Below are 19,224 nucleotides of genomic sequence, written 5' to 3' on the forward strand. Positions count from 1 at the left end.
CCCAGCCAGCCCCTCAGCCGAAGAAGTTCCGTACGTGCTCCAGGCCGTCGACGAGAGCGTCGATCTCGCCGGGCGTGGAGTACAGATAGAACGACGCTCGCGTGGTCGCAGGAATTCCGTAGCGGAGGCAGACGGGGCGGGCGCAGTGGTGACCCACGCGGACCGCGATGCCTTCCTCGTCCAGGACCTGGCCCACGTCGTGCGGGTGGATGTCACCGAGCGTGAAGGAGATCGCGGCGCCGCGGTCCTCGGCCGATGCCGGGCCGATGATCCGGAGGTCGGGGACCTCCAGGAGGCGCTTGACCGCGTACTCCGTGATCGCGTGCTCATGAGCGGCGATCTTGTCCATGCCGATGGCCGAGAGGTAGTCCACGGCCGCACCCAGGCCGACGGCCTGGGAGACCGGGGGCGTGCCCGCCTCGAACTTGTGCGGCGCGGGAGCGTAGGTCGACGAGTTCATCGACACGGTCTCGATCATCTCGCCGCCGCCGAGGAACGGCGGCAGGTCCTCCAGGAGCTCCTGGCGTCCCCACAGCACGCCGATGCCCGTCGGGCCCAGCATCTTGTGGCCGGTGAAGGCCACGAAGTCGGCCTGCAGCGCCTGCACGTCGAGCACCATGTGCGGTGCCGCCTGCGAGGCGTCGATGAGGACGAGCGCGCCGACCTCCTGCGCACGGCGGACGATCGCCTCGACGGGGTTCTGCGTGCCCAGGATGTTCGAGACCAGGACGAAGGAGACGATCTTCGTCTTCTCCGTGATGATCTCGTTCATGTTGGACAGGTCCAGCCGGCCGTCGTCCGTGAGACCGAACCACTTCAGCTTCGCGCCCGTGCGCTGCGAGAGCAGCTGCCACGGCACGATGTTGGAGTGGTGCTCCATCTCCGTGATGACGATCTCGGTCTCGTGGTCCACGCGGTAGGGCTCGTCGGCCCAGCCCAGCATGTTGGCCACGAGGTTGAGCGACTCCGAGGCGTTCTTGGTGAAGATCACCTCGTCGCGGCTCGGCGCGTTGATGAACGCCGCGACCTTGTCACGGGCGCCCTCGTAGAGCGCCGTGGCCTCCTCCGCGAGGACGTGCACGCCGCGGTGGACGTTGGCGTTGTGCTTCTCGTAGTACTCGTTGAGTACGTCGAGCACCTGGCGCGGCGTCTGCGAGGTCGCCGCGTTGTCCAGGTAGACGAGCTTCTTGCCGTCGTGGATCGTGCGATCCAGGATCGGGAAGTCCTTGCGGATCGCCTCGGTGTCGAGGAGGCCGGAGAGCCCCTGGTGGGCCGACGTCACGCTGATACGCCACCCTTCGTGTAAGCCTCGTAGCCCTCGGCCTCGAGCTTGTCGGCGAGCTCGGCGCCGCCGGACTCGGCGATGCGGCCGTTCGCGAAGACGTGCACGAAGTCGGGCTTGATGTAGCGCAGGATGCGCGTGTAGTGGGTGATCAGCAGGGTGCCGACCTCGCCGGTCTCACGGACGCGGTTGACGCCGTCCGAGACCTGGCGCAGGGCGTCGACGTCCAGGCCGGAGTCGGTCTCGTCGAGGATCGCGATCTTCGGCTTGAGGAGCTCCATCTGGAGGATCTCGTGGCGCTTCTTCTCACCGCCGGAGAAGCCCTCGTTCACGTTGCGCTCGGCGAAGGCCGGGTCCATCTGGAGCTGCTCCATCGCTCCCTTGACCTCCTTCACCCAGGTGCGCAGCTTGGGGGCCTCGCCGCGGATCGCCGTCGCCGACGTGCGCAGGAAGTTGGAGACCGAGACGCCGGGGACCTCGACCGGGTACTGCATGGCCAGGAACATGCCGGCGCGGGCACGCTCGTCGACGGACATCTCCAGGACGTCCTCGCCGTCGAGGGTGACGGTGCCCTGCGTGATCGTGTACTTGGGGTGACCCGCGATGGAGTAGGCGAGCGTCGACTTGCCGGAGCCGTTCGGGCCCATGATGGCGTGCGTCTCGCCCTGCTTCACGGTGAGGTCGACGCCCTTGAGGATCTCCTTCGTGGCGTTGTCGGCCTCGACGGTGACGTGCAGGTCTCGGATTTCAAGCGTTGCCATGTGCCTCAGGACTCCTGGGTGAGGGAGACGAGCACATCGTCCCCTTCGATCTTTACGGGGTATACGGGGACGGGGCGCGTCGCGGGAAGACCGGACGGCTTGCCGGTGCGGAGGTCGAAGGCGGAGCCGTGCAGCCAGCACTCGATCTGGCAGTCCTCCACCTCGCCCTCGGAGAGGGAGACGTTCGCGTGCGAGCAGATGTCGTTGATCGCGAACACCTCGCCCTCGGTGTGGACGACCGAGACCGGCGTGCCGTCGAGTTCCACCCGCTTCGGGGTGTCCTCCGACAGCTCGCTCAGGCCACAGGCGCGTACGAAGGTCATGCGACCGTCGCCTCCAGCTCCTCTTCGATCTTCGCGATGAGGCGCTCCTCGACGTCCGGCAGACCGATCTGCTGGACCAGCTCGGCGAAGAAGCCGCGGACCACGAGGCGGCGGGCCTCGTCCTCCGGGATACCGCGCGACTGGAGGTAGAAGAGCTGCTCGTCGTCGAAGCGGCCGGTCGCCGAGGCGTGGCCCGCTCCGACGATCTCGCCGGTCTCGATCTCGAGGTTCGGCACGGAGTCGACGCGGGCGCCGTCGGTCAGAACCAGGTTGCGGTTCATCTCGTACGTGTCGGTGCCCTCGGCGGCGGCCTCGATGAGGACGTCGCCGATCCACACCGCGTGGGCGTCGTCGCCCTGCAGCGCGCCCTTGTAGATGACGTTCGACTTGCAGTGCGGCTGGTTGTGGTCGACCAGGAGGCGGTGCTCCTGGTGCTGGCCGGCGTCGGTGACGTACAGGCCGAGGAGCTCGGCCTCGCCGCCCGTGCCCGCGTACGTGACGCGGGGATTCAGGCGTACGACGTCGCCGCCGAAGGTCACGACGACCGACTTGAAGGAGGCGTCACGGCCGATCAGCGCGTTGTGCTGCGCGATGTGCACGGCCTTGTCGTCCCAGTCCTGGACGGAGACGACGGTGAGCTTGGCGCCGTCGCCCAGGAGGTAGTCGACGTTGGCCGCGAGGACGGCGTCACCGGTGTGGTCGATGACGACGAGGGCCTCGGCGAACGCGCCCACCTCGATGACCTGGTGCGCGAAGGCGGTGCCGCCCTCGCCGTGCACGGCGATCCGGATCGGCTCGGTGAGCACCGTCTCCTTGGGGACGGTCACGACCGAGGCCTTCTCGAAGGACGAGTAGGCCTGCGCGGCCACGCGGTCGACGGGCTTGCCCGCCTTGCCCACGCGCGCGTCGTCACGGCCGACGGTCTCCTGGGTCACGCCCGCCGGGGCCGTCACCTCGACGCGGATGCCGCCGGTGGCGACCGCCGTGCCGTCGTGCAGCCCGCGCAGACGCTCCAGCGGCGTGAACCGCCACTCCTCCTCGCGGCCGTGGGGGACGGGGAAGTCCGCCACGTCGAAGGACGGGGGAGCGCTCATGCGGGTGGCGACGGTCGACTCGGCGGCCACCGCGATGGACCCGGCGGTCGTCGACCCCACGGGAATGTTCTGAGCCTCAGCCATGGCTGTCGTCGTGCTCTCTCTCTGGGTAAAGAAGTCGGTCGCTGCGGGGACGGTGTCCGGTCTTAACCGACCGAACCCTCCATCTGCAGCTCGATCAGCCGGTTCAGCTCCAGGGCGTACTCCATGGGCAGCTCCTTGGCGATCGGCTCGACGAAGCCGCGCACGATCATCGCCATGGCCTCGAACTCCGTCAGACCGCGGCTCATCAGGTAGAAGAGCTGGTCGTCGGAGACCTTGGAGACGGTCGCCTCGTGGCCCATGGACACGTCGTCCTCGCGCACGTCCACGTAGGGGTACGTGTCCGAGCGGGAGATCGTGTCGACGAGCAGCGCGTCACACAGGACGTTCGACTTCGATCCGGCGGCGCCCTCGCCGATCTCGACGAGACCGCGGTAGGAGGTGCGGCCACCGCCACGCGCCACGGACTTCGACACGATGTTGGAGGACGTGTTGGGCGCCATGTGGACCATCTTGGAACCGGCGTCCTGGTGCTGGCCCTCGCCCGCGAAGGCGATGGACAGCGTCTCGCCCTTGGCGTGCTCGCCCATCAGGTAGACGGCGGGGTACTTCATCGTCACCTTGGAGCCGATGTTGCCGTCGATCCACTCCATGGTCGCGCCCTCGTACGCCACGGCGCGCTTGGTGACCAGGTTGTAGACGTTGTTCGACCAGTTCTGGATCGTCGTGTAGCGGCAGCGGCCGCCCTTCTTCACGATGATCTCGACAACGGCGGAGTGCAGGGAGTCCGACTTGTAGATCGGCGCCGTGCAGCCCTCGACGTAGTGAACGTAGGCGTCCTCGTCCACGATGATCAGCGTCCGCTCGAACTGGCCCATGTTCTCCGTGTTGATGCGGAAGTAGGCCTGGAGCGGGATCTCGACGTGCACGCCCTTGGGGACGTAGATGAACGAGCCACCGGACCACACGGCGGTGTTCAGCGACGCGAACTTGTTGTCGCCGACGGGGATGACGGTCCCGAAGTACTCCTTGAAGAGCTCCGGGTGCTCCTTCAGCGCCGTGTCGGTGTCCATGAAGATGACGCCCTGCTCCTCCAGGTCCTCACGGATCTGGTGGTAGACGACCTCGGACTCGTACTGGGCCGCGACACCGGCGACGAGGCGCTGCTTCTCCGCCTCGGGGATGCCGAGCTTGTCGTACGTGCTCTTGATGTCCTCGGGCAGGTCCTCCCAGGACTGGGCCTGCTTCTCCGTGGACCGCACGAAGTACTTGATGTTGTCGAAGTCGATGCCCGACAGGTCCGAGCCCCAGTTGGGCATGGGCTTCTTGCCGAAGAGCCGCAGGCCCTTGAGGCGCAGCTTCGTCATCCACTCCGGCTCGGACTTCTTGGCGGAGATGTCCTTGACGACGTCTTCATTGATGCCGCGCTTGGCAGAGGCACCGGCGACGTCGGAGTCGGCCCAGCCGTATTCGTACGTGCCCAGACCCTCGAGTTCGGGGTGGGCAGTCTCCGTGGGGAGCGTCATGCGGGGTTCCTCCCGGCCGTGCTTGCGGATGCGTTATCAGTGGTCTGTGAAGACTGTGGGGTGTTGCGCGGGATGAACGTCGTGCAGACGCCGTCGCCGTGGGCGATGGTGGCGAGCCGCTGGACGTGCGTCCCGAGGAGGGCGGAGAAGATCTCCGTCTCCGCCTCGCAAAGTTGTGGGTACTGCTCGGCGACGTGGGCGACCGGGCAGTGGTGCTGGCACAGCTGCTCACCCACGGGGGCCGTGCGGGCCGTAGCAGCGTACCCGTCGGCGGTCAACGCCTTCGCGAGAGCCTCGGTGCGCTGCTCGGGGGGCGCCGCCTCGACCGCCTCGCGGTAGGCCACCGCCTGCGCGGCTATCCGCTCGCGGGCGAATTCGACGACCGCTTCCTCGCCGTGCCGCTCGCTGATCCAGCGCAGGGCGTCGGCGGCCAGCTTGTCGTACGACTGGTCGAAGGCGTCCCGGCCGCAGTCGGTGAGCGCGAAGACCTTGGCGGGCCGACCGCGCGTACGTGCGCCGTAGATCCGCTGCTCACGGGGCTCGACCACGTTCTCGTGGGCGAGGGTGTCGAGGTGACGGCGGACGGCGGCCTGGGTCAGCTTGAGGCGGCCCGCGAGGTCGGCCACCGTGGAGGGGCCGTGGTCCAGGATGGAGCGCGCGACCCGGTTGCGTGTAGACCGCTCCCCGGTCGCGAGTTCCTCCTGCGGAGCCTCGCCGACGTTTTTCACAACGCCATTGTTGCGTAATTCCTCAGAGCCTGACAACCCGCGTCGGGATCACGGTCCGGTGCGCTGCATCACTTAGGCATACCTAAGCTGACCTGCGGAAATGATCACTGATCGATCAAAGCGGTGGCGCGGACAGGTCGGGGCGACGAGACTCCCTGACCATGTCGACACCCCCTCCCACCGGCCCTTTGTGTACGCGCGCGTCCCTCGCGGCCGACCTCCGCGAGCTCGGCGTGGACCCCGGCGAGACCCTCCTCGTGCACTCCTCGCTGAGTGCCGTCGGCTGGGTCAGCGGCGGCCAGATTTCCGTCGTCCAGGCACTCCTCGACGTGCTGGGCCAGACGGGCACTCTGGTGGTCCCCACGCAGTCCAGCGACAACTCCGACCCTGCGGAGTGGGGAAACCCGCCCGTGCCCGAGTCCTGGTGGCCCGAGATCCGGGCGTCCATCCCCGCCTACGACCCGCGCACCACCCCCACCCGAGGCGTCGGCGTGATCCCCGAGACCGTACGGACCTGGCCCGGAGCCCTGCGCAGCGCCCACCCGCAGACCTCCTTCGCCGCGGTCGGGCCCCGCGCGGCCGAGCTCCTGGAAGGGCACGCGCTGGACTGCCGCCTGGGTGAGCGCAGCCCGCTGGCCCGCCTGGAGGAATCGGGCGCCCGGGTGCTGCTGCTCGGCGCGGGCTTCGACTCCTGCACCTGCTTCCACCTGGCCGAGTACCGGCTCCCCGCTCCCCAGGTGGAGAACTCCTTCGCGGTCATGACGCCGGAGGGGCGCCGCTGGACGACGGTGCGCGAGACCTCCATCTCCGAGGAGCGCTTCGACGAACTCGGCGCGGACTTCGAGCGGGACCGGCCCGTGGTGCGGGGCACGGTGGGCGCCGCGACGGCCCGCCTCTTCCCGGTGGCCGACGCGGTGGCGTACGCGGAGAAGTGGCTGGACACACACCGCTCACGGGCCGAGTGGGCGGGCTGACAGCCCCCTGCCCGCGTGCCTGCTCCCCCTCTCTAGACTTCCCGCCATGGGAAATGAGTCCGTCGTCCAGGTCACCGGCCTGGTCAAGCGGTACGGCAAGAAGACCGCGGTGGACGGCCTCGACCTCCGGGTCCGCGCGGGCGCGGTCACCGCGGTCCTCGGGCCGAACGGCGCAGGCAAGACCACCACGATCGAGACCTGCGAGGGCTATCGCAGGCCGGACGCGGGCACGGTCCGCGTCCTTGGCCTGGACCCGGTCCGCGAGGCCGGCGCGCTGCGCCCCCGCATCGGCGTGATGCTCCAGTCCGGCGGCGTCTACTCCGGCGCCCGCGCCGACGAGATGCTGTCGCACATGGCGAAGCTGCACGCCCACCCGCTCGACGTGGGCGCGCTGATCGAGCGCCTGGGCCTGGAGAGCTGCGGCCGCACCACCTACCGGCGCCTGTCCGGCGGCCAGCAGCAGCGCCTCGCGCTCGCCATGGCCGTGGTCGGACGGCCCGAACTGGTCTTCCTGGACGAGCCGACCGCGGGCCTGGACCCGCAGGCACGCCGGGCCACCTGGGATCTCGTACGCGATCTGCGCACCGACGGGGTCAGCGTCATCCTCACCACGCACCACATGGACGAGGCCGAGCAGCTCGCCGACGAGGTCGCGATCATCGACGCGGGCAAGGTCATCGCCGAGGGCACCCCGGAAGAGCTGTGCCGTGGCGGCGCCGAGAACACCCTGCGCTTCTCCGGCCGTCCCGGTCTCGACGTCGGCTCCCTCCTCAAGGCACTCCCGCCGGACTCCGCGGCGGCCGAACTCACCCCGGGCGCCTACCGCGTGAGCGGCACCGTCGACCCGCAGCTGCTCGCCACGGTCACCTCCTGGTGCGCCCAGCACGGCGTGATGCCGGAGAAGATCGCCGTCGAACGCCACACCCTGGAAGACGTCTTCCTCGAGCTCACAGGCAAGGAGCTGCGCGGATGAGCGCCGCCGGTACATACACGCCGAAGCCGGGCGCAGCCCCGCTCCCCCGCATGATCGCCGCGCAGGCGGCACTCGAGACGAAGATGCTGCTGCGCAACGGCGAGCAGCTCCTTCTCACGGTGGTGATCCCGACCCTCCTGCTCGTGCTGTTCAGCACGGTCGACATCGTCACTGTGCCTACTGAAACTGCGGGGGGCGACGGCAAGGCAGTCGACTTCCTCGCGCCCGGCATCCTCGCCCTCGCCGTGATGTCGACGGCGTTCACCGGGCAGGCCATCGCCACGGGCTTCGAGCGCCGCTACGGCGTGCTCAAGCGGCTCGGCGCCTCACCCCTGCCCCGCTGGGCGCTGATGGCGGCGAAGACCCTCTCGGTCCTCGTCACCGAGGTCCTGCAGATCGTGCTCCTGACGGTGATCGCCTTCGGCCTCGGCTGGTCGCCGCACGGCAACCCGTTCGCCGTACTCCTCCTCCTGGTCCTCGGCACGGCGGCCTTCTCGGGCCTCGGGCTGCTGATGGCGGGCACCCTGAAGGCGGAGGCGACGCTCGCCGCCGCGAACCTGGTCTTCCTGCTCCTGCTGGTGGGCGGCGGCGTCATCGTGCCGCTCGACAAGTTCCCGGACGCGGCCCAGTCGGTGCTCGGCCTGCTGCCGATCTCCGCCCTCTCCGACGGCCTGCGGGACGTGCTCCAGGACGGTGCGGGGATGCCGTGGGGGAACCTCGCGATCCTGGCGGTCTGGGCGGTGCTCGGGCTCGGGGCCGCGGGCAAGTTCTTCCGCTGGGAGTAGGGGCCGGGGGAGCCACCGGGGTAAGCCGCGTCACAGAAGCACCGGATACGTCCCCCTCGTGAAGCCGTGCACAAGCGGCCCCCTACGATGGTCCCCGTGCCAAACGTGACCCGAGCCGACGCCGTCTCCGCCGTGCGCAATCCGCTCGCCTTCATCGCCGAACGCTGGACCCCGCAGCAGCGGACCGTCCGGCGCGCCGCTCTCATCTCGCTCGCGATGACGGTGTGCATCGTGGTCACCGGCGGCGCCGTCCGGCTGACCGGCTCGGGGCTCGGCTGCCCGACCTGGCCCAAGTGCACGGACGACTCCCTGACGGCGACCCACGAGATGGGCTTCCACGGCGCCATCGAGTTCGGCAACCGCATGCTGACGTACGTGCTGTGCGCGGCCGTCGGCTGGGCGATCATCGCGGCGCGCTCGCAGAAGCCGATGCGGCGCAGCCTCACCCGGCTCGGCTGGGTCCAGTTCTGGCTGGTCATGGGCAACGCCGTACTCGGTGGCATCGTGGTGCTCGTCGGCCTCAACCCGTGGACGGTCGCGGCGCACTTCCTGCTCTCCACCGCCCTGATCGCGGTCGCCGTCACGATGTGGCAGCGCACCCGCGAGGGCGACGGCGACGCGCGTCCGCTGGTCGGCAAGGCCGTGGTGCAGCTGGTGTGGTTCCTGGTCGCGGCGTCCGTGCTGCTCATCGCGATCGGCACCGTCGTGACGGGCTCCGGGCCTCACGCGGGTGACTCCAGCGAGGTGCCGCGGATGGGCTTCGACTGGGAGACCGTCAGCAAGCTGCACGCCGTGCTCGCCTGGATTGTGGTGACGCTGACGTTCGCCCTGTGGTTCGTGCTGAAGGCGGTCGACGCCCCCAAGGGCCCGCTGCACCGCACCCGCGACCTCTTCCTGATCCTGCTCGCCCAGGGCGCGATCGGCTACGTCCAGTACTTCACGGACCTGCCCGAGGTCCTGGTCGGCCTGCACATGTTCGGCTCGTGCGTGGTCTGGATCGCCGTGATGCGCGTCCTGCTGTCGCTGCGCGAACGGCCGTACACCACCGCCGGTCTGCCGTCCCAGGCCGACGACTCGCAGCTCTCGGCGGTCTGACCTCAGCCGTCGTTCAGGCCGTACACCCGTCGGGCGTTCCCCGCCGCGATGAGCCCCGCCACCCGCTGTGCGTCCGGCAGCGACCACGCGCCCTCGGTGACCCATCCGCCGAACACGCGCCCGAGCGCCTCCCCGAAGAGCCGCGCGCCCACCACGTGCAGCTCGGGAAGCCCGTGCGCGCCGCTGGAGAACAGCAGCTTGCCGAAGGGCGCGAGCTCCAGGATCTCCGCGAGCACGGCGGCCGCGCGAGCGCCCGTGCGCACCAGGGCGGGGCCCAGATCGGCGTACACGTGCGGGAAGAGACCGGCCAGGTCCGCGGCGTTGCGGTGGTACGGATAGCCGTGCAGCAGGACCAGATCGGTGCCGAGCCCCGCGGTCGCCCGCGCGAAACCCCCGAAGTACCCCTGCGGGTCGCCGACCCCCGCGTGCAGTTGCAGCGGACGCCCCGACGCGACGGCGATCCACAGCAGATGCCTGAGCAGCACGGGGTCCTGGAGCGCCCCGCCCACCTGCCGCCGGGCCAGCCAACGTCCCGCGGCACCCCGCACCTCCCCGGGCCCCGGTGGCTCGGGTGCCAGGGCGAGAGAGCGCCTCACGCCCGCCACGGAGGTGAAGGCGACGGCGTTCGCGGCGGCCGCGTGCACCGATTCGGCGAGGTTGGCGAGGAACGAGTCGACGGTGCCGGAGGTGTCGGCCACCTGTTCGGCCAGTAATTCCAGGCGGACGATCTCATGCGCGTCGGCGTCACCGGCCGACGCCATCTCGCCGGGCCCCGTCAGGTCGCCGGGCAGCCCCGTGTCGACGAGATACGTCGTGATGCCGCTCCCCCGCAGCAGCCGCCGCCCCGCTTCGAGGACGCCCAGATCGCGGCGGCGGGCGAGGTAGCGGGCGGGCGGGCAGTGCGGTTCGAGGCCGAGCAGCGGCGGGCACCAGCGGCGTACGGCGAAGCCCGTCTGGGTGTCGAAGAAGGTGGTGCCGGGCGCGGGCGGGCCCTCGCCGCGCCCGAGGTGGGCCTCGAAGGTGCCGAGACCCAGCTCCGTACGCAGCACACCGTGGCAGTACTGGTCCACCAGGGACGGCGTTTCGATCATCCGGGCTCCCGGTAGACGGACGTGCTCCTACCGTCCTAACGGGTGACCCGGGTGTCAGGTGTTGCTTACGGCCGTTCTGTCCGCCACGGCATCAACGCCGTCAGCCGTTGCTCTTGCCGCCGAGCTGAATGCCCGCCATCCGCGACCACTCGTACGGGCCGGTCTCCACCTTGGCGGCGAAGTCACCGTCGAAGTCCTCGTGGACGGTGATCCCGGCCTTCTCGACGGCGCTCTGCGCGATCTCGTAGGTGGGGGCCACCAGGTCACCCCAGCCACCGTCGTCGCCGACCAGGACGATGCGGGTGCCCTCGTGCCCGATGTACGCGACCTGTCCCTCGGCACCGCCGTGCGCCTGGGCGAAGGCACCGATCTGCTTGGCCAGCTTGGCCGCCTTCTTGTCCGCGCGGGCTGCCTGCTTGCTGTCCTCGACCTGCTGCGTCTCTGCCATGAGCAGGATGCTACCGACGGGTAGATCAACTGGCGACGGGCGGGGCACGTGGCGTTCAACACCACGTGCCCCGCCCGTCGGGAAAGTTGTCGGCTCAGCGAAGGAAGGGGTCCACCGCGACCGCCACGAACAGCAGCGAGACGTAGGTGATCGACCAGTGGAAGAGCCGCATCTCCTTGAGCTTGCCGCCCGTGACCTCGGCCTTGGCGCGGTTCTGCAGGCCGTGCGCCTCCCACAGCCACCAGCCGCCGGTCACGAAGGCGACCCCGGTGTAGAACCAGCCGGTGTAGCCGAGGGGCTGCAGCAGCAGCGAGACGGCGACCATCACCCAGCTGTAGAGGACGATCTGCCGCGCGACCACCTTGTTCGACGCGACGACCGGCAGCATGGGCACGCCCACGCGGGCGTAGTCGTCCTTGACCTTCATCGACAGCGGCCAGTAGTGCGGCGGCGTCCAGAAGAACATGACGAGGAAGAGGATGACCGGCGCCCACGACAGGGAGTTGGTGACCGAGGACCAGCCGATGAGGACCGGCATGCAGCCCGCGATACCGCCCCAGACGATGTTCTGCGAGGTGCGGCGCTTCAGGATCATCGTGTAGACGACCACGTAGAAGAGCAGGGCGCCGAGGGCGAGCCACGCGGACAGCCAGTTGACGACGAGCCCGAAGAGCAGCGTGGAGGCGACCGCGAGCGCGATGCCGAAGGCGAGGCACTCACGGGGGCTGACCATGCCCGTGACCAGGGGCCGCTGGGACGTACGGTCCATCAGGGCGTCGATGTCGCGGTCGATGTACATGTTGAGCGCGTTCGCGCCGCCCGCCGAGAGGTATCCGCCGAGGCAGGTCACGAAGACCAGCCACAGGTCGGGCACCCCCTGCTCGGCGAGGAACATCACCGGAACGGTGGTGATCAGGAGGAGCTCGATGATTCGCGGCTTGGTCAGCGCCACGAACGCCATGACACGGGCCCCGAGCGGCCGGTGGCTTGGGCTAGAGCTCGTCCCAATCGCTCCCGCTGGACGGGATTCAACGGCCGTCACGCACACCCCTGACAGAGACTTCCCAGCAAGCCGCGTCGGAGTTCAGACATGAAGATCCGGTAAAGGCTCGCGCGTACCACGCCACTGTAGACGTTGCCCATACCTCGCCCTTCGCGGGGGTGGGGTCGTGTTGAGCAGCGTGTTGGGACGCCCGAAACACGGCCCGACACCCGTTCAGATGAGCGGTGCCGTACTCGTTGTGAGAGTCCAGATGAGCGGCTCCGGGATCACATGGTGAACACCGTGGATCCCTTTCGGGAGGCGGATGGCGACGCACCCCGGCACTCTGGAATGACTCGAAAAAATGCACGTCTTTACAGCGGTAGGCTCGACATCGGCCGGTGGGATCTACATCGCCGGCATTCGACATGTGGAGAGGAGCCCTGACTCAGGGTGAGCACCAAGCCGACCACCACAGACCTCGAGTGGACCGAACTGGACCAGCGGGCTGTTGATACTGCCCGCGTCCTGGCCATGGACTCCGTACAGAAGGTCGGCAACGGCCATCCTGGTACGGCCATGAGCCTCGCGCCCGCCGCGTACACCCTCTTCCAGAAGGTGATGCGGCACGACCCCGCGGACGCCGAGTGGACCGGCCGCGACCGGTTCGTTCTCTCCGCGGGCCACTCGTCCCTGACCCTCTACATCCAGCTCTACCTGGCCGGCTTCGGCCTGGAGCTCGATGACCTGAAGGCGTTCCGCACCTGGGGTTCCAAGACCCCGGGCCACCCGGAGTACGGGCACACCACGGGCGTCGAGACGACGACCGGGCCGCTCGGCCAGGGCGTCGCGAACGCCGTGGGCATGGCGATGGCCGCCCGTTACGAACGTGGCCTGTTCGACCCGCAGACCGCTGCCGGCGAGTCGCCGTTCGACCACCACATCTTCGCGATCGCCGGTGACGGCTGTCTCCAGGAGGGCATCTCCGGCGAGGCGTCGTCGCTCGCCGGGCACCAGAAGCTCGGCAACCTCGTGCTGCTGTGGGACGACAACCACATCTCCATCGAGGGCGACACGGAGACCGCGGTGTCCGAGGACACCATGAAGCGGTACGAGGCCTACGGCTGGCACGTCCAGCGCGTGGAGCCCAAGGAGGACGGCGACCTCGACCCGGCCGCCCTCTACAAGGCGATCCTGGCCGCGAAGGCGGAGACGGAGCGCCCCTCCTTCATCGCGATGCGCTCGATCATCGCCTGGCCCGCGCCGAACGCGCAGAACACCGAGGCCGCGCACGGCTCGGCGCTCGGCGACGAAGAGGTCGCGGCCACCAAGCGTGTCCTCGGCTTCGACCCGGAGCAGACCTTCGAGGTCTCGGACGAGGTCCTCGCGCACACCCGCGCCGCCCTCGACCGCGGCCGTGACGCCAAGGCCGAGTGGGAGAAGGGCTTCGCCGCCTGGCGGACGGCCGACTCCGCGCGCGCCGCCGAGTTCGACCGCGTCGCCGCGGGCGAGCTCCCCCAGGGCTGGGAGGAGAAGCTCCCGGTCTTCGAGGCGGGCAAGGGCGTCGCGACGCGTGCCGCGTCCGGCAAGGTCCTGCAGGCGCTCGGCGCGGTGATCCCCGAGCTGTGGGGCGGCTCCGCCGACCTCGCGGGCTCGAACAACACCACGATCGACAAGACGTCGTCGTTCCTCCCGGCGGGCAACCCGCTGCCGGAGGCCGACCCGTACGGCCGCACGATCCACTTCGGCATCCGCGAGCACTCCATGGCCGCGGAGATGAACGGCATCGCGCTGCACGGCAACACCCGCATCTTCGGCGGCACCTTCCTGGTGTTCTCCGACTACATGCGCAACGCCGTCCGTCTCTCCGCGCTGATGCACCTCCCGGTGACGTACGTGTGGACGCACGACTCCATCGGTCTCGGCGAGGACGGCCCGACGCACCAGCCGGTCGAGCACCTGGCCTCGCTGCGTGCCATCCCCGGCCTGAACGTCGTCCGTCCCGCGGACGCGAACGAGACCGCGGTCGTGTGGCGCGAGATCCTCAAGCGCTACACCAAGGAGTTCGGCAAGGGCGCCCCGCACGGCCTCGCGCTGACCCGTCAGGGCGTGCCGACGTACGACCGCGAGGTCACCGAAGGCGCCGTCAAGGGTGGCTACGTCCTCTTCGAGGCCGACGGCGGCGCCCCCGAGGTCGTCCTCATCGGCACCGGCTCCGAGGTACAGCTCGCCGTCGAGGCGCGCGAGCAGCTCCAGGCCGCGGGCGTTCCCACGCGCGTCGTCTCGATGCCGTGCGTCGAGTGGTTCGAGGCGCAGGACCAGGGGTACCGCGACAGCGTCCTTCCGCCGTCCGTCAAGGCGCGCGTGGCGGTCGAGGCGGGCATCGGCCTGACCTGGCACCGCTTCGTGGGTGACGCCGGGCGCATCGTCTCGCTGGAGCACTTCGGTGCCTCGGCCGACGGCAAGGTGCTGTTCCGCGAGTTCGGGTTCACCGGCGACGCCGTGGCCGCAGCCGCCCGGGAATCGATCGACGCCGCTCAGCGCTGACGCCGACATACGACCAAGTAGGAGATGTAATCCTCATGACAGACGCACTCAAGCGCCTTTCCGACGAAGGCGTCGCGATCTGGCTGGACGACCTGTCGCGCAAGCGGATCACGTCCGGCAACCTCGCCGAGCTGATCGACCAGAGCCACGTCGTGGGTGTCACGACGAACCCGTCGATCTTCCAGAAGGCGATCTCGCAGGGCGACGGTTACGACCAGCAGCTCTCCGACCTCGCCTCCCGCGGTGTCACCGTCGAAGAAGCCATCCGCATGATCACGACGGCGGACGTCCGTGACGCCGCCGACATCCTGCGCCCGGTCTTCGACGCGACGGGCGGCCAGGACGGCCGCGTGTCGATCGAGGTCGACCCGCGCCTGGCGCACAACACGAAGTCAACGGTCGCCGAGGCCAAGCAGCTCGCCTGGCTGGTGGACCGCCCGAACACGCTCATCAAGATCCCGGCGACGAAGGCGGGCCTGCCCGCGATCACCGAGGTCATCGGCCTGGGCATCAGCGTCAACGTCACGCTGATCTTCTCGCTGGAGCGCTACCGCCTGGTCATGGACGCGTACCTCGCCGGCCTGGAGAAGGCCAAGGAGCGCGGCCTGGACCTCTCCAAGATCCACTCGGTGGCGTCCTTCTTCGTGTCCCGCGTGGACACCGAGATCGACAAGCGCCTGGACGCCCTGGGCACCGACGAGGCCAAGTCCGCCAAGGGCAAGGCCGCGCTCGCCAACGCCCGCCTGGCGTACGAGGCGTACGAGGAGGTCTTCTCGTCCGACCGCTGGGCCGCGCTGGACAAGGCGCAGGCCAACAAGCAGCGTCCGCTGTGGGCCTCGACCGGCGTCAAGGACCCGGCGTACAAGGACACCCTGTACGTCGACGACCTGGTCGCGCCGAACACGGTGAACACGATGCCGGAGGCCACCCTCGAGGCGACCGCCGACCACGGCCAGATCACGGGCAACACCGTGGCCGGGACGTACGACGCGGCGCGCGGCGAGATCGAGGCCGTCGAGAAGCTCGGCATCAGCTACGACGACGTGGTGCAGCTGCTCGAGGACGAGGGCGTCGAGAAGTTCGAGGCGTCCTGGAACGACCTGCTCAAGTCCACCGAGGCGGAGCTCAAGCGCCTCACCCCTTCGGAGGGCTGACCATCTTGTCAAGCAGCAATCCGCTGCGTGACGCCGCAGACCGACGGCTCCCGCGTATCGCGGGGCCGTCGGGCCTGGTCATCTTTGGCGTCACGGGCGATTTGTCCCGTAAAAAGCTGATGCCCGCTGTCTATGACCTCGCCAACCGTGGCCTGCTGCCGCCGGGCTTCTCGCTCATCGGCTTCGCGCGCCGCGACTGGGAGGACGAGGACTTCGCCCAGGTCGTCCACGACGCCGTCAAGCAGCACTCGCGTACGCCGTTCCGTGAAGAGGTCTGGCAGCAGCTCATCCAGGGGATGCGCTTCGTCCAGGGCAACTTCGACGACGACGCCGCCTTCGAGCAGCTCAAGGCCACCATCCAGGACCTCGACAAGGCACAGGGCACGGGCGGCAACTTCGCCTTCTACCTGTCGGTGCCCCCGAAGTTCTTCCCGCAGGTCGTCCAGCAGCTCAAGAAGCACGAGCTCGCGGACGCCCCGCAGGGCTCCTGGCGCCGCGCGGTCATCGAGAAGCCCTTCGGGCACGACCTGGCGTCGGCCAAGGAGCTCAACTCGATCGTGCACGAGGTGTTCGACCCGGACCAGGTGTTCCGGATCGACCACTACCTCGGCAAGGAGACCGTCCAGAACATCCTGGCGCTCCGCTTCGCCAACCAGATGTTCGAGCCGATCTGGAACCGGTCGTACGTCGACCACGTCCAGATCACGATGGCCGAGGACATCGGCATCGGCGGCCGCGCCGGTTACTACGACGGCATCGGCGCGGCCCGTGACGTCATCCAGAACCACCTGCTCCAGCTGATGGCGCTGACCGCGATGGAGGAGCCCGCCTCCTTCGACGCGAACGCGCTGGTCGCCGAGAAGGCGAAGGTCCTGGGCGCCGTACGGCTGCCCAAGAACCTCGGCGAGAGCACGGTCCGCGGCCAGTACGCCGCGGGGTGGCAGGGCGGCGAGAAGGCCGTCGGCTACCTCCAGGAAGAGGGCATCGACCCCAAGTCGAAGACCGACACCTACGCGGCCATCAAGCTGGAGGTGGACAATCGCCGCTGGGCGGGCGTCCCCTTCTACCTCCGCACGGGCAAGCGTCTGGGCCGCCGCGTCACCGAGATCGCGGTCGTCTTCCAGCGCGCGCCCCACTCCCCCTTCGACCACACGGCGACGGAGGAGCTGGGCCAGAACGCGATCGTCATCCGCGTCCAGCCCGACGAGGGCATCACGGTCCGGTTCGGCTCGAAGGTGCCCGGCACCTCGATGGAGATCCGCGACGTGTCGATGGACTTCGCCTACGGCGAGTCCTTCACCGAGTCCAGCCCGGAGGCGTACGAGCGCCTGATCCTGGACGTCCTGCTCGGCGACGCCAACCTCTTCCCGCGCACGGAGGAGGTCGAGCTCTCCTGGAACATCCTCGACCCGATCGAGGAGTACTGGGACAAGCACGGCAAGCCCGCGCAGTATTCGTCCGGGACCTGGGGCCCGTCCGAGGCGGACGAAATGCTCGCACGAGACGGACGGAGCTGGCGTCGCCCATGAAGATCGACCTTACGGACACCACGTCCAGCAAGATCAACAAGGCGCTCGTGCAGGGGCGCAGGGCGATCGGCACCCCGGCCGTCGGCATGGTGCTCACCCTCGTCATCGTCACCGACGAGGAGAACGCCTACGACGCGCTGAAGGCCGCCAACGAAGCGTCCCGCGAGCACCCCTCGCGCAAGCTGGTCGTCATCAAGCGCGCCGCGCGCTCACCCCGTGACCGCACGACGTCGCGCCTCGACGCCGAGGTGCGGGTGGGCGCGGACGCGGGCACCGGCGAGACGGTGGTCCTGCGTCTTTACGGCGAGGTCATCAACCACGCCCAGTCGGTCGTCCTGCCGCTGCTGCTCCCGGACGCCCCCGTGGTCGTGTGGTGGCCGGTCAACGCGCCGCTCGACCCGGCCAAGGACCCCCTTGGCGCGCTCGCCCAGCGCCGCGTTACGGACACGTACGCCGCCGAGCAGCCGATCCACGAGCTGACCGCGCGCGCCGAGGCCTACCACCCCGGCGACACCGACCTCTCCTGGACCCGGATCACCCCGTGGCGCTCGATGCTCGCCGCCGCTCTCGACCAGGTCGCCTGCAAGGTGACGTCGGTCGAGGTGGAGGGCGAGGAGTTCAACCCGAGCTGCGAGCTGCTCGCCATGTGGCTCGCGGACCGGCTCGACGTCCCCGTGAAGCGCTCGCTCTCCGCGGGGCCCGGCCTCACCGGCGTACGCATGGACACCGACTGCGGTCCCATCGTGCTCGGCCGGGCCGACGGCTCGCTGGCCACGCTCTCCATCCAGGGGCAGCCCGACCGCGCGGTGGCGCTCAAGCGCCGCGAGACGGCCGAGCTGATCGCCGAGGAGCTGCGCCGTCTCGACCCGGACGACACCTACGCGTCCGCGCTGAGGTTCGGCGTGGACCGCCTGGGCGAGAACCCCCAGGAGAAGACGGCGCCCGCATCCGAGTCGGACGCCGCGGCCTCCGAGGAGCCCAAGAAGGCTCCGGCGAAGAAGGCCGCGGCCAAGAAGGCGGCGACGAAGTGAGCACGGCCCCGCAGCTGGTGGTGCACCGCGACAAGGAGCTGATGGCGCAGGCCGCCGCGGCCCGCCTCATCACGAAGATCGTCGACGCGCAGGCCGCCCGCGGCTTCGCCTCGGTGGTCCTCACCGGCGGGCGCAACGGCAACGGCCTGCTGGCGGCACTGAGTTCGTCCCCGGCGAAGGACGCGATCGACTGGTCGCGCCTGGACCTGTGGTGGGGCGACGAGCGCTTCCTGCCGGACGGCGACCCGGAGCGCAACTACACCCAGGCCAAGGAGGCGCTGCTCGACTCGGTGCCCCTGAACCCGGCCCGGGTGCATCCGATGCCCGCGTCGGACGGCGCGTACGAGGTGGACGCGGCGGCCGGGATGTACGCGGCCGAGCTCACCGCGGCCGCGGGGCCCGAGCATTATCAATCAGTGGCTGCCGCCACGGGCGTCCCGGTACCGACGTTCGACGTACTGATGCTGGGCGTCGGCCCGGACACCCATGTCGCCTCGCTCTTCCCGGAGCTGCCGGCGGTCCGTGAGACGGAGCGGACGGTGGTCGGCGTGCACGGCGCGCCCAAGCCGCCGCCCGTGCGCATCACGCTCACGCTCCCGGCGATCCGGGCGGCGCGCGAGGTGTGGCTGCTCGCGGCCGGTGAGGACAAGGCCAACGCCGCAGCGATCGCCCTGTCCGGCGCGGGTGAGGTACAGGCGCCCGCCGCGGGCGCGTACGGCAGGTCGCGGACGCTGTGGCTGCTGGACAGGGCGGCGGCCTCGCAGTTGCCGCGCGACCTGTATCCGCCGGCTTCGCCCTGAGCGTTTCGCACGGCGCGAAGGCCCGGACCGCCTCTCGGCGGGCCGGGCCTTCGCGTTTC

The 19,224-nt window shown here is 69.5% G+C and carries 18 protein-coding genes; 9 read left to right on the top strand and 9 right to left on the bottom strand.

Annotation, left to right across the window (positions count from 1 at the left end; all coding sequences use genetic code 11):
- Positions 1 to 13: 13 nt before the first annotated feature.
- From ACWD02_RS29540 to ACWD02_RS29565, 6 genes are all read right to left on the bottom strand, one after another.
- Positions 14 to 1,282: a cysteine desulfurase gene (locus ACWD02_RS29540; RefSeq protein WP_451215608.1), complete on the bottom strand. Its 1,269-nt coding sequence runs from the start codon at positions 1,280 to 1,282 to the stop codon at positions 14 to 16.
- Positions 1,279 to 2,043: a Fe-S cluster assembly ATPase SufC gene (gene sufC, locus ACWD02_RS29545; protein WP_365827241.1), complete on the bottom strand. Its 765-nt coding sequence runs from the start codon at positions 2,041 to 2,043 to the stop codon at positions 1,279 to 1,281. The genes ACWD02_RS29540 and sufC overlap by 4 nt, the downstream gene beginning before the upstream one ends.
- Before the next feature lie 5 nt (positions 2,044 to 2,048).
- Positions 2,049 to 2,366, bottom strand: a complete 318-nt coding sequence (locus ACWD02_RS29550) for a bifunctional 3-phenylpropionate/cinnamic acid dioxygenase ferredoxin subunit (protein WP_190083272.1) — start codon at positions 2,364 to 2,366, stop codon at positions 2,049 to 2,051.
- Positions 2,363 to 3,544 carry a Fe-S cluster assembly protein SufD gene (gene sufD, locus ACWD02_RS29555; protein WP_451215610.1) on the bottom strand — a complete coding sequence of 394 codons (1,182 nt, stop codon included), beginning with the start codon at positions 3,542 to 3,544 and terminating at the stop codon, positions 2,363 to 2,365. Before sufD ends, ACWD02_RS29550 begins: the two co-directional genes overlap by 4 nt.
- Before the next feature lie 62 nt (positions 3,545 to 3,606).
- Entirely contained in the window at positions 3,607 to 5,028 is a 1,422-nt protein-coding gene (gene sufB / locus ACWD02_RS29560; RefSeq protein WP_399385939.1) for a Fe-S cluster assembly protein SufB, read from the bottom strand.
- On the bottom strand, positions 5,025 to 5,756 hold the full coding sequence (locus tag ACWD02_RS29565) for a helix-turn-helix transcriptional regulator (protein ID WP_451215613.1): 732 nt from the start codon (positions 5,754 to 5,756) through the stop codon (positions 5,025 to 5,027). The genes sufB and ACWD02_RS29565 overlap by 4 nt, the downstream gene beginning before the upstream one ends.
- Positions 5,757 to 5,917: 161 nt before the next feature.
- Between ACWD02_RS29565 and ACWD02_RS29570 the strand changes: the two genes are divergently transcribed.
- From ACWD02_RS29570 to ACWD02_RS29585, 4 genes are all read left to right on the top strand, one after another.
- Entirely contained in the window at positions 5,918 to 6,730 is an 813-nt protein-coding gene (locus ACWD02_RS29570) for an aminoglycoside N(3)-acetyltransferase (protein WP_451215615.1), read from the top strand.
- Positions 6,731 to 6,776: 46 nt separating this feature from the next.
- A complete protein-coding gene (locus tag ACWD02_RS29575; RefSeq protein WP_451215617.1) occupies positions 6,777 to 7,703 on the top strand; it encodes an ABC transporter ATP-binding protein in 927 nt (308 codons plus the stop codon).
- Positions 7,700 to 8,488, top strand: coding sequence for an ABC transporter permease (locus ACWD02_RS29580; RefSeq protein WP_451215619.1), 789 nt, complete (start codon positions 7,700 to 7,702; stop codon positions 8,486 to 8,488). The genes ACWD02_RS29575 and ACWD02_RS29580 overlap by 4 nt, the downstream gene beginning before the upstream one ends.
- Before the next feature lie 87 nt (positions 8,489 to 8,575).
- On the top strand, positions 8,576 to 9,583 hold the full coding sequence (locus ACWD02_RS29585) for a COX15/CtaA family protein (RefSeq protein ID WP_451215621.1): 1,008 nt from the start codon (positions 8,576 to 8,578) through the stop codon (positions 9,581 to 9,583).
- A gap of 2 nt (positions 9,584 to 9,585) precedes the next feature.
- On the opposite strand, the gene ACWD02_RS29590 is transcribed toward ACWD02_RS29585, so the two are convergent.
- From ACWD02_RS29590 to ACWD02_RS29600, 3 genes are all read right to left on the bottom strand, one after another.
- Positions 9,586 to 10,674 (bottom strand): amidohydrolase, encoded by a 1,089-nt coding sequence (locus ACWD02_RS29590; protein WP_451215623.1) that lies wholly within the window; start codon positions 10,672 to 10,674, stop codon positions 9,586 to 9,588.
- Between the two features lie 100 nt (positions 10,675 to 10,774).
- Entirely contained in the window at positions 10,775 to 11,122 is a 348-nt protein-coding gene (locus tag ACWD02_RS29595; protein ID WP_363208045.1) for a hypothetical protein, read from the bottom strand.
- 94 nt (positions 11,123 to 11,216) lie between these two features.
- Complete coding sequence (locus ACWD02_RS29600; RefSeq protein WP_451215624.1) at positions 11,217 to 12,170, bottom strand: heme o synthase; 954 nt, start codon at positions 12,168 to 12,170, stop codon at positions 11,217 to 11,219.
- Positions 12,171 to 12,557: 387 nt separating this feature from the next.
- Here ACWD02_RS29600 and tkt point away from each other — a divergent pair, with 387 nt between their 5' ends.
- Genes tkt through pgl form a run of 5 tightly spaced genes read left to right on the top strand, consistent with a single transcriptional unit; the run spans position 12,558 to position 19,165 of the window.
- Complete coding sequence (gene tkt, locus ACWD02_RS29605) at positions 12,558 to 14,651, top strand: transketolase (RefSeq protein ID WP_451215626.1); 2,094 nt, start codon at positions 12,558 to 12,560, stop codon at positions 14,649 to 14,651.
- Between the two features lie 35 nt (positions 14,652 to 14,686).
- Positions 14,687 to 15,805, top strand: a complete 1,119-nt coding sequence (tal, locus tag ACWD02_RS29610; protein WP_451215627.1) for a transaldolase — start codon at positions 14,687 to 14,689, stop codon at positions 15,803 to 15,805.
- A 5-nt stretch (positions 15,806 to 15,810) separates the two neighbouring features.
- Complete coding sequence (gene zwf, locus ACWD02_RS29615; RefSeq protein ID WP_451215629.1) at positions 15,811 to 17,334, top strand: glucose-6-phosphate dehydrogenase; 1,524 nt, start codon at positions 15,811 to 15,813, stop codon at positions 17,332 to 17,334.
- The gene (gene opcA, locus ACWD02_RS29620; protein ID WP_451215631.1) at positions 17,331 to 18,365 is read left to right on the top strand and encodes a glucose-6-phosphate dehydrogenase assembly protein OpcA; all 1,035 of its coding nucleotides are present in this window, start codon (positions 17,331 to 17,333) and stop codon (positions 18,363 to 18,365) included. Before zwf ends, opcA begins: the two co-directional genes overlap by 4 nt.
- Positions 18,362 to 19,165: a 6-phosphogluconolactonase gene (gene pgl, locus ACWD02_RS29625; protein WP_451215633.1), complete on the top strand. Its 804-nt coding sequence runs from the start codon at positions 18,362 to 18,364 to the stop codon at positions 19,163 to 19,165. Before opcA ends, pgl begins: the two co-directional genes overlap by 4 nt.
- Positions 19,166 to 19,224 lie beyond the last annotated feature (59 nt).

The organism is Streptomyces sp. NPDC002853, from assembly GCF_053591915.1.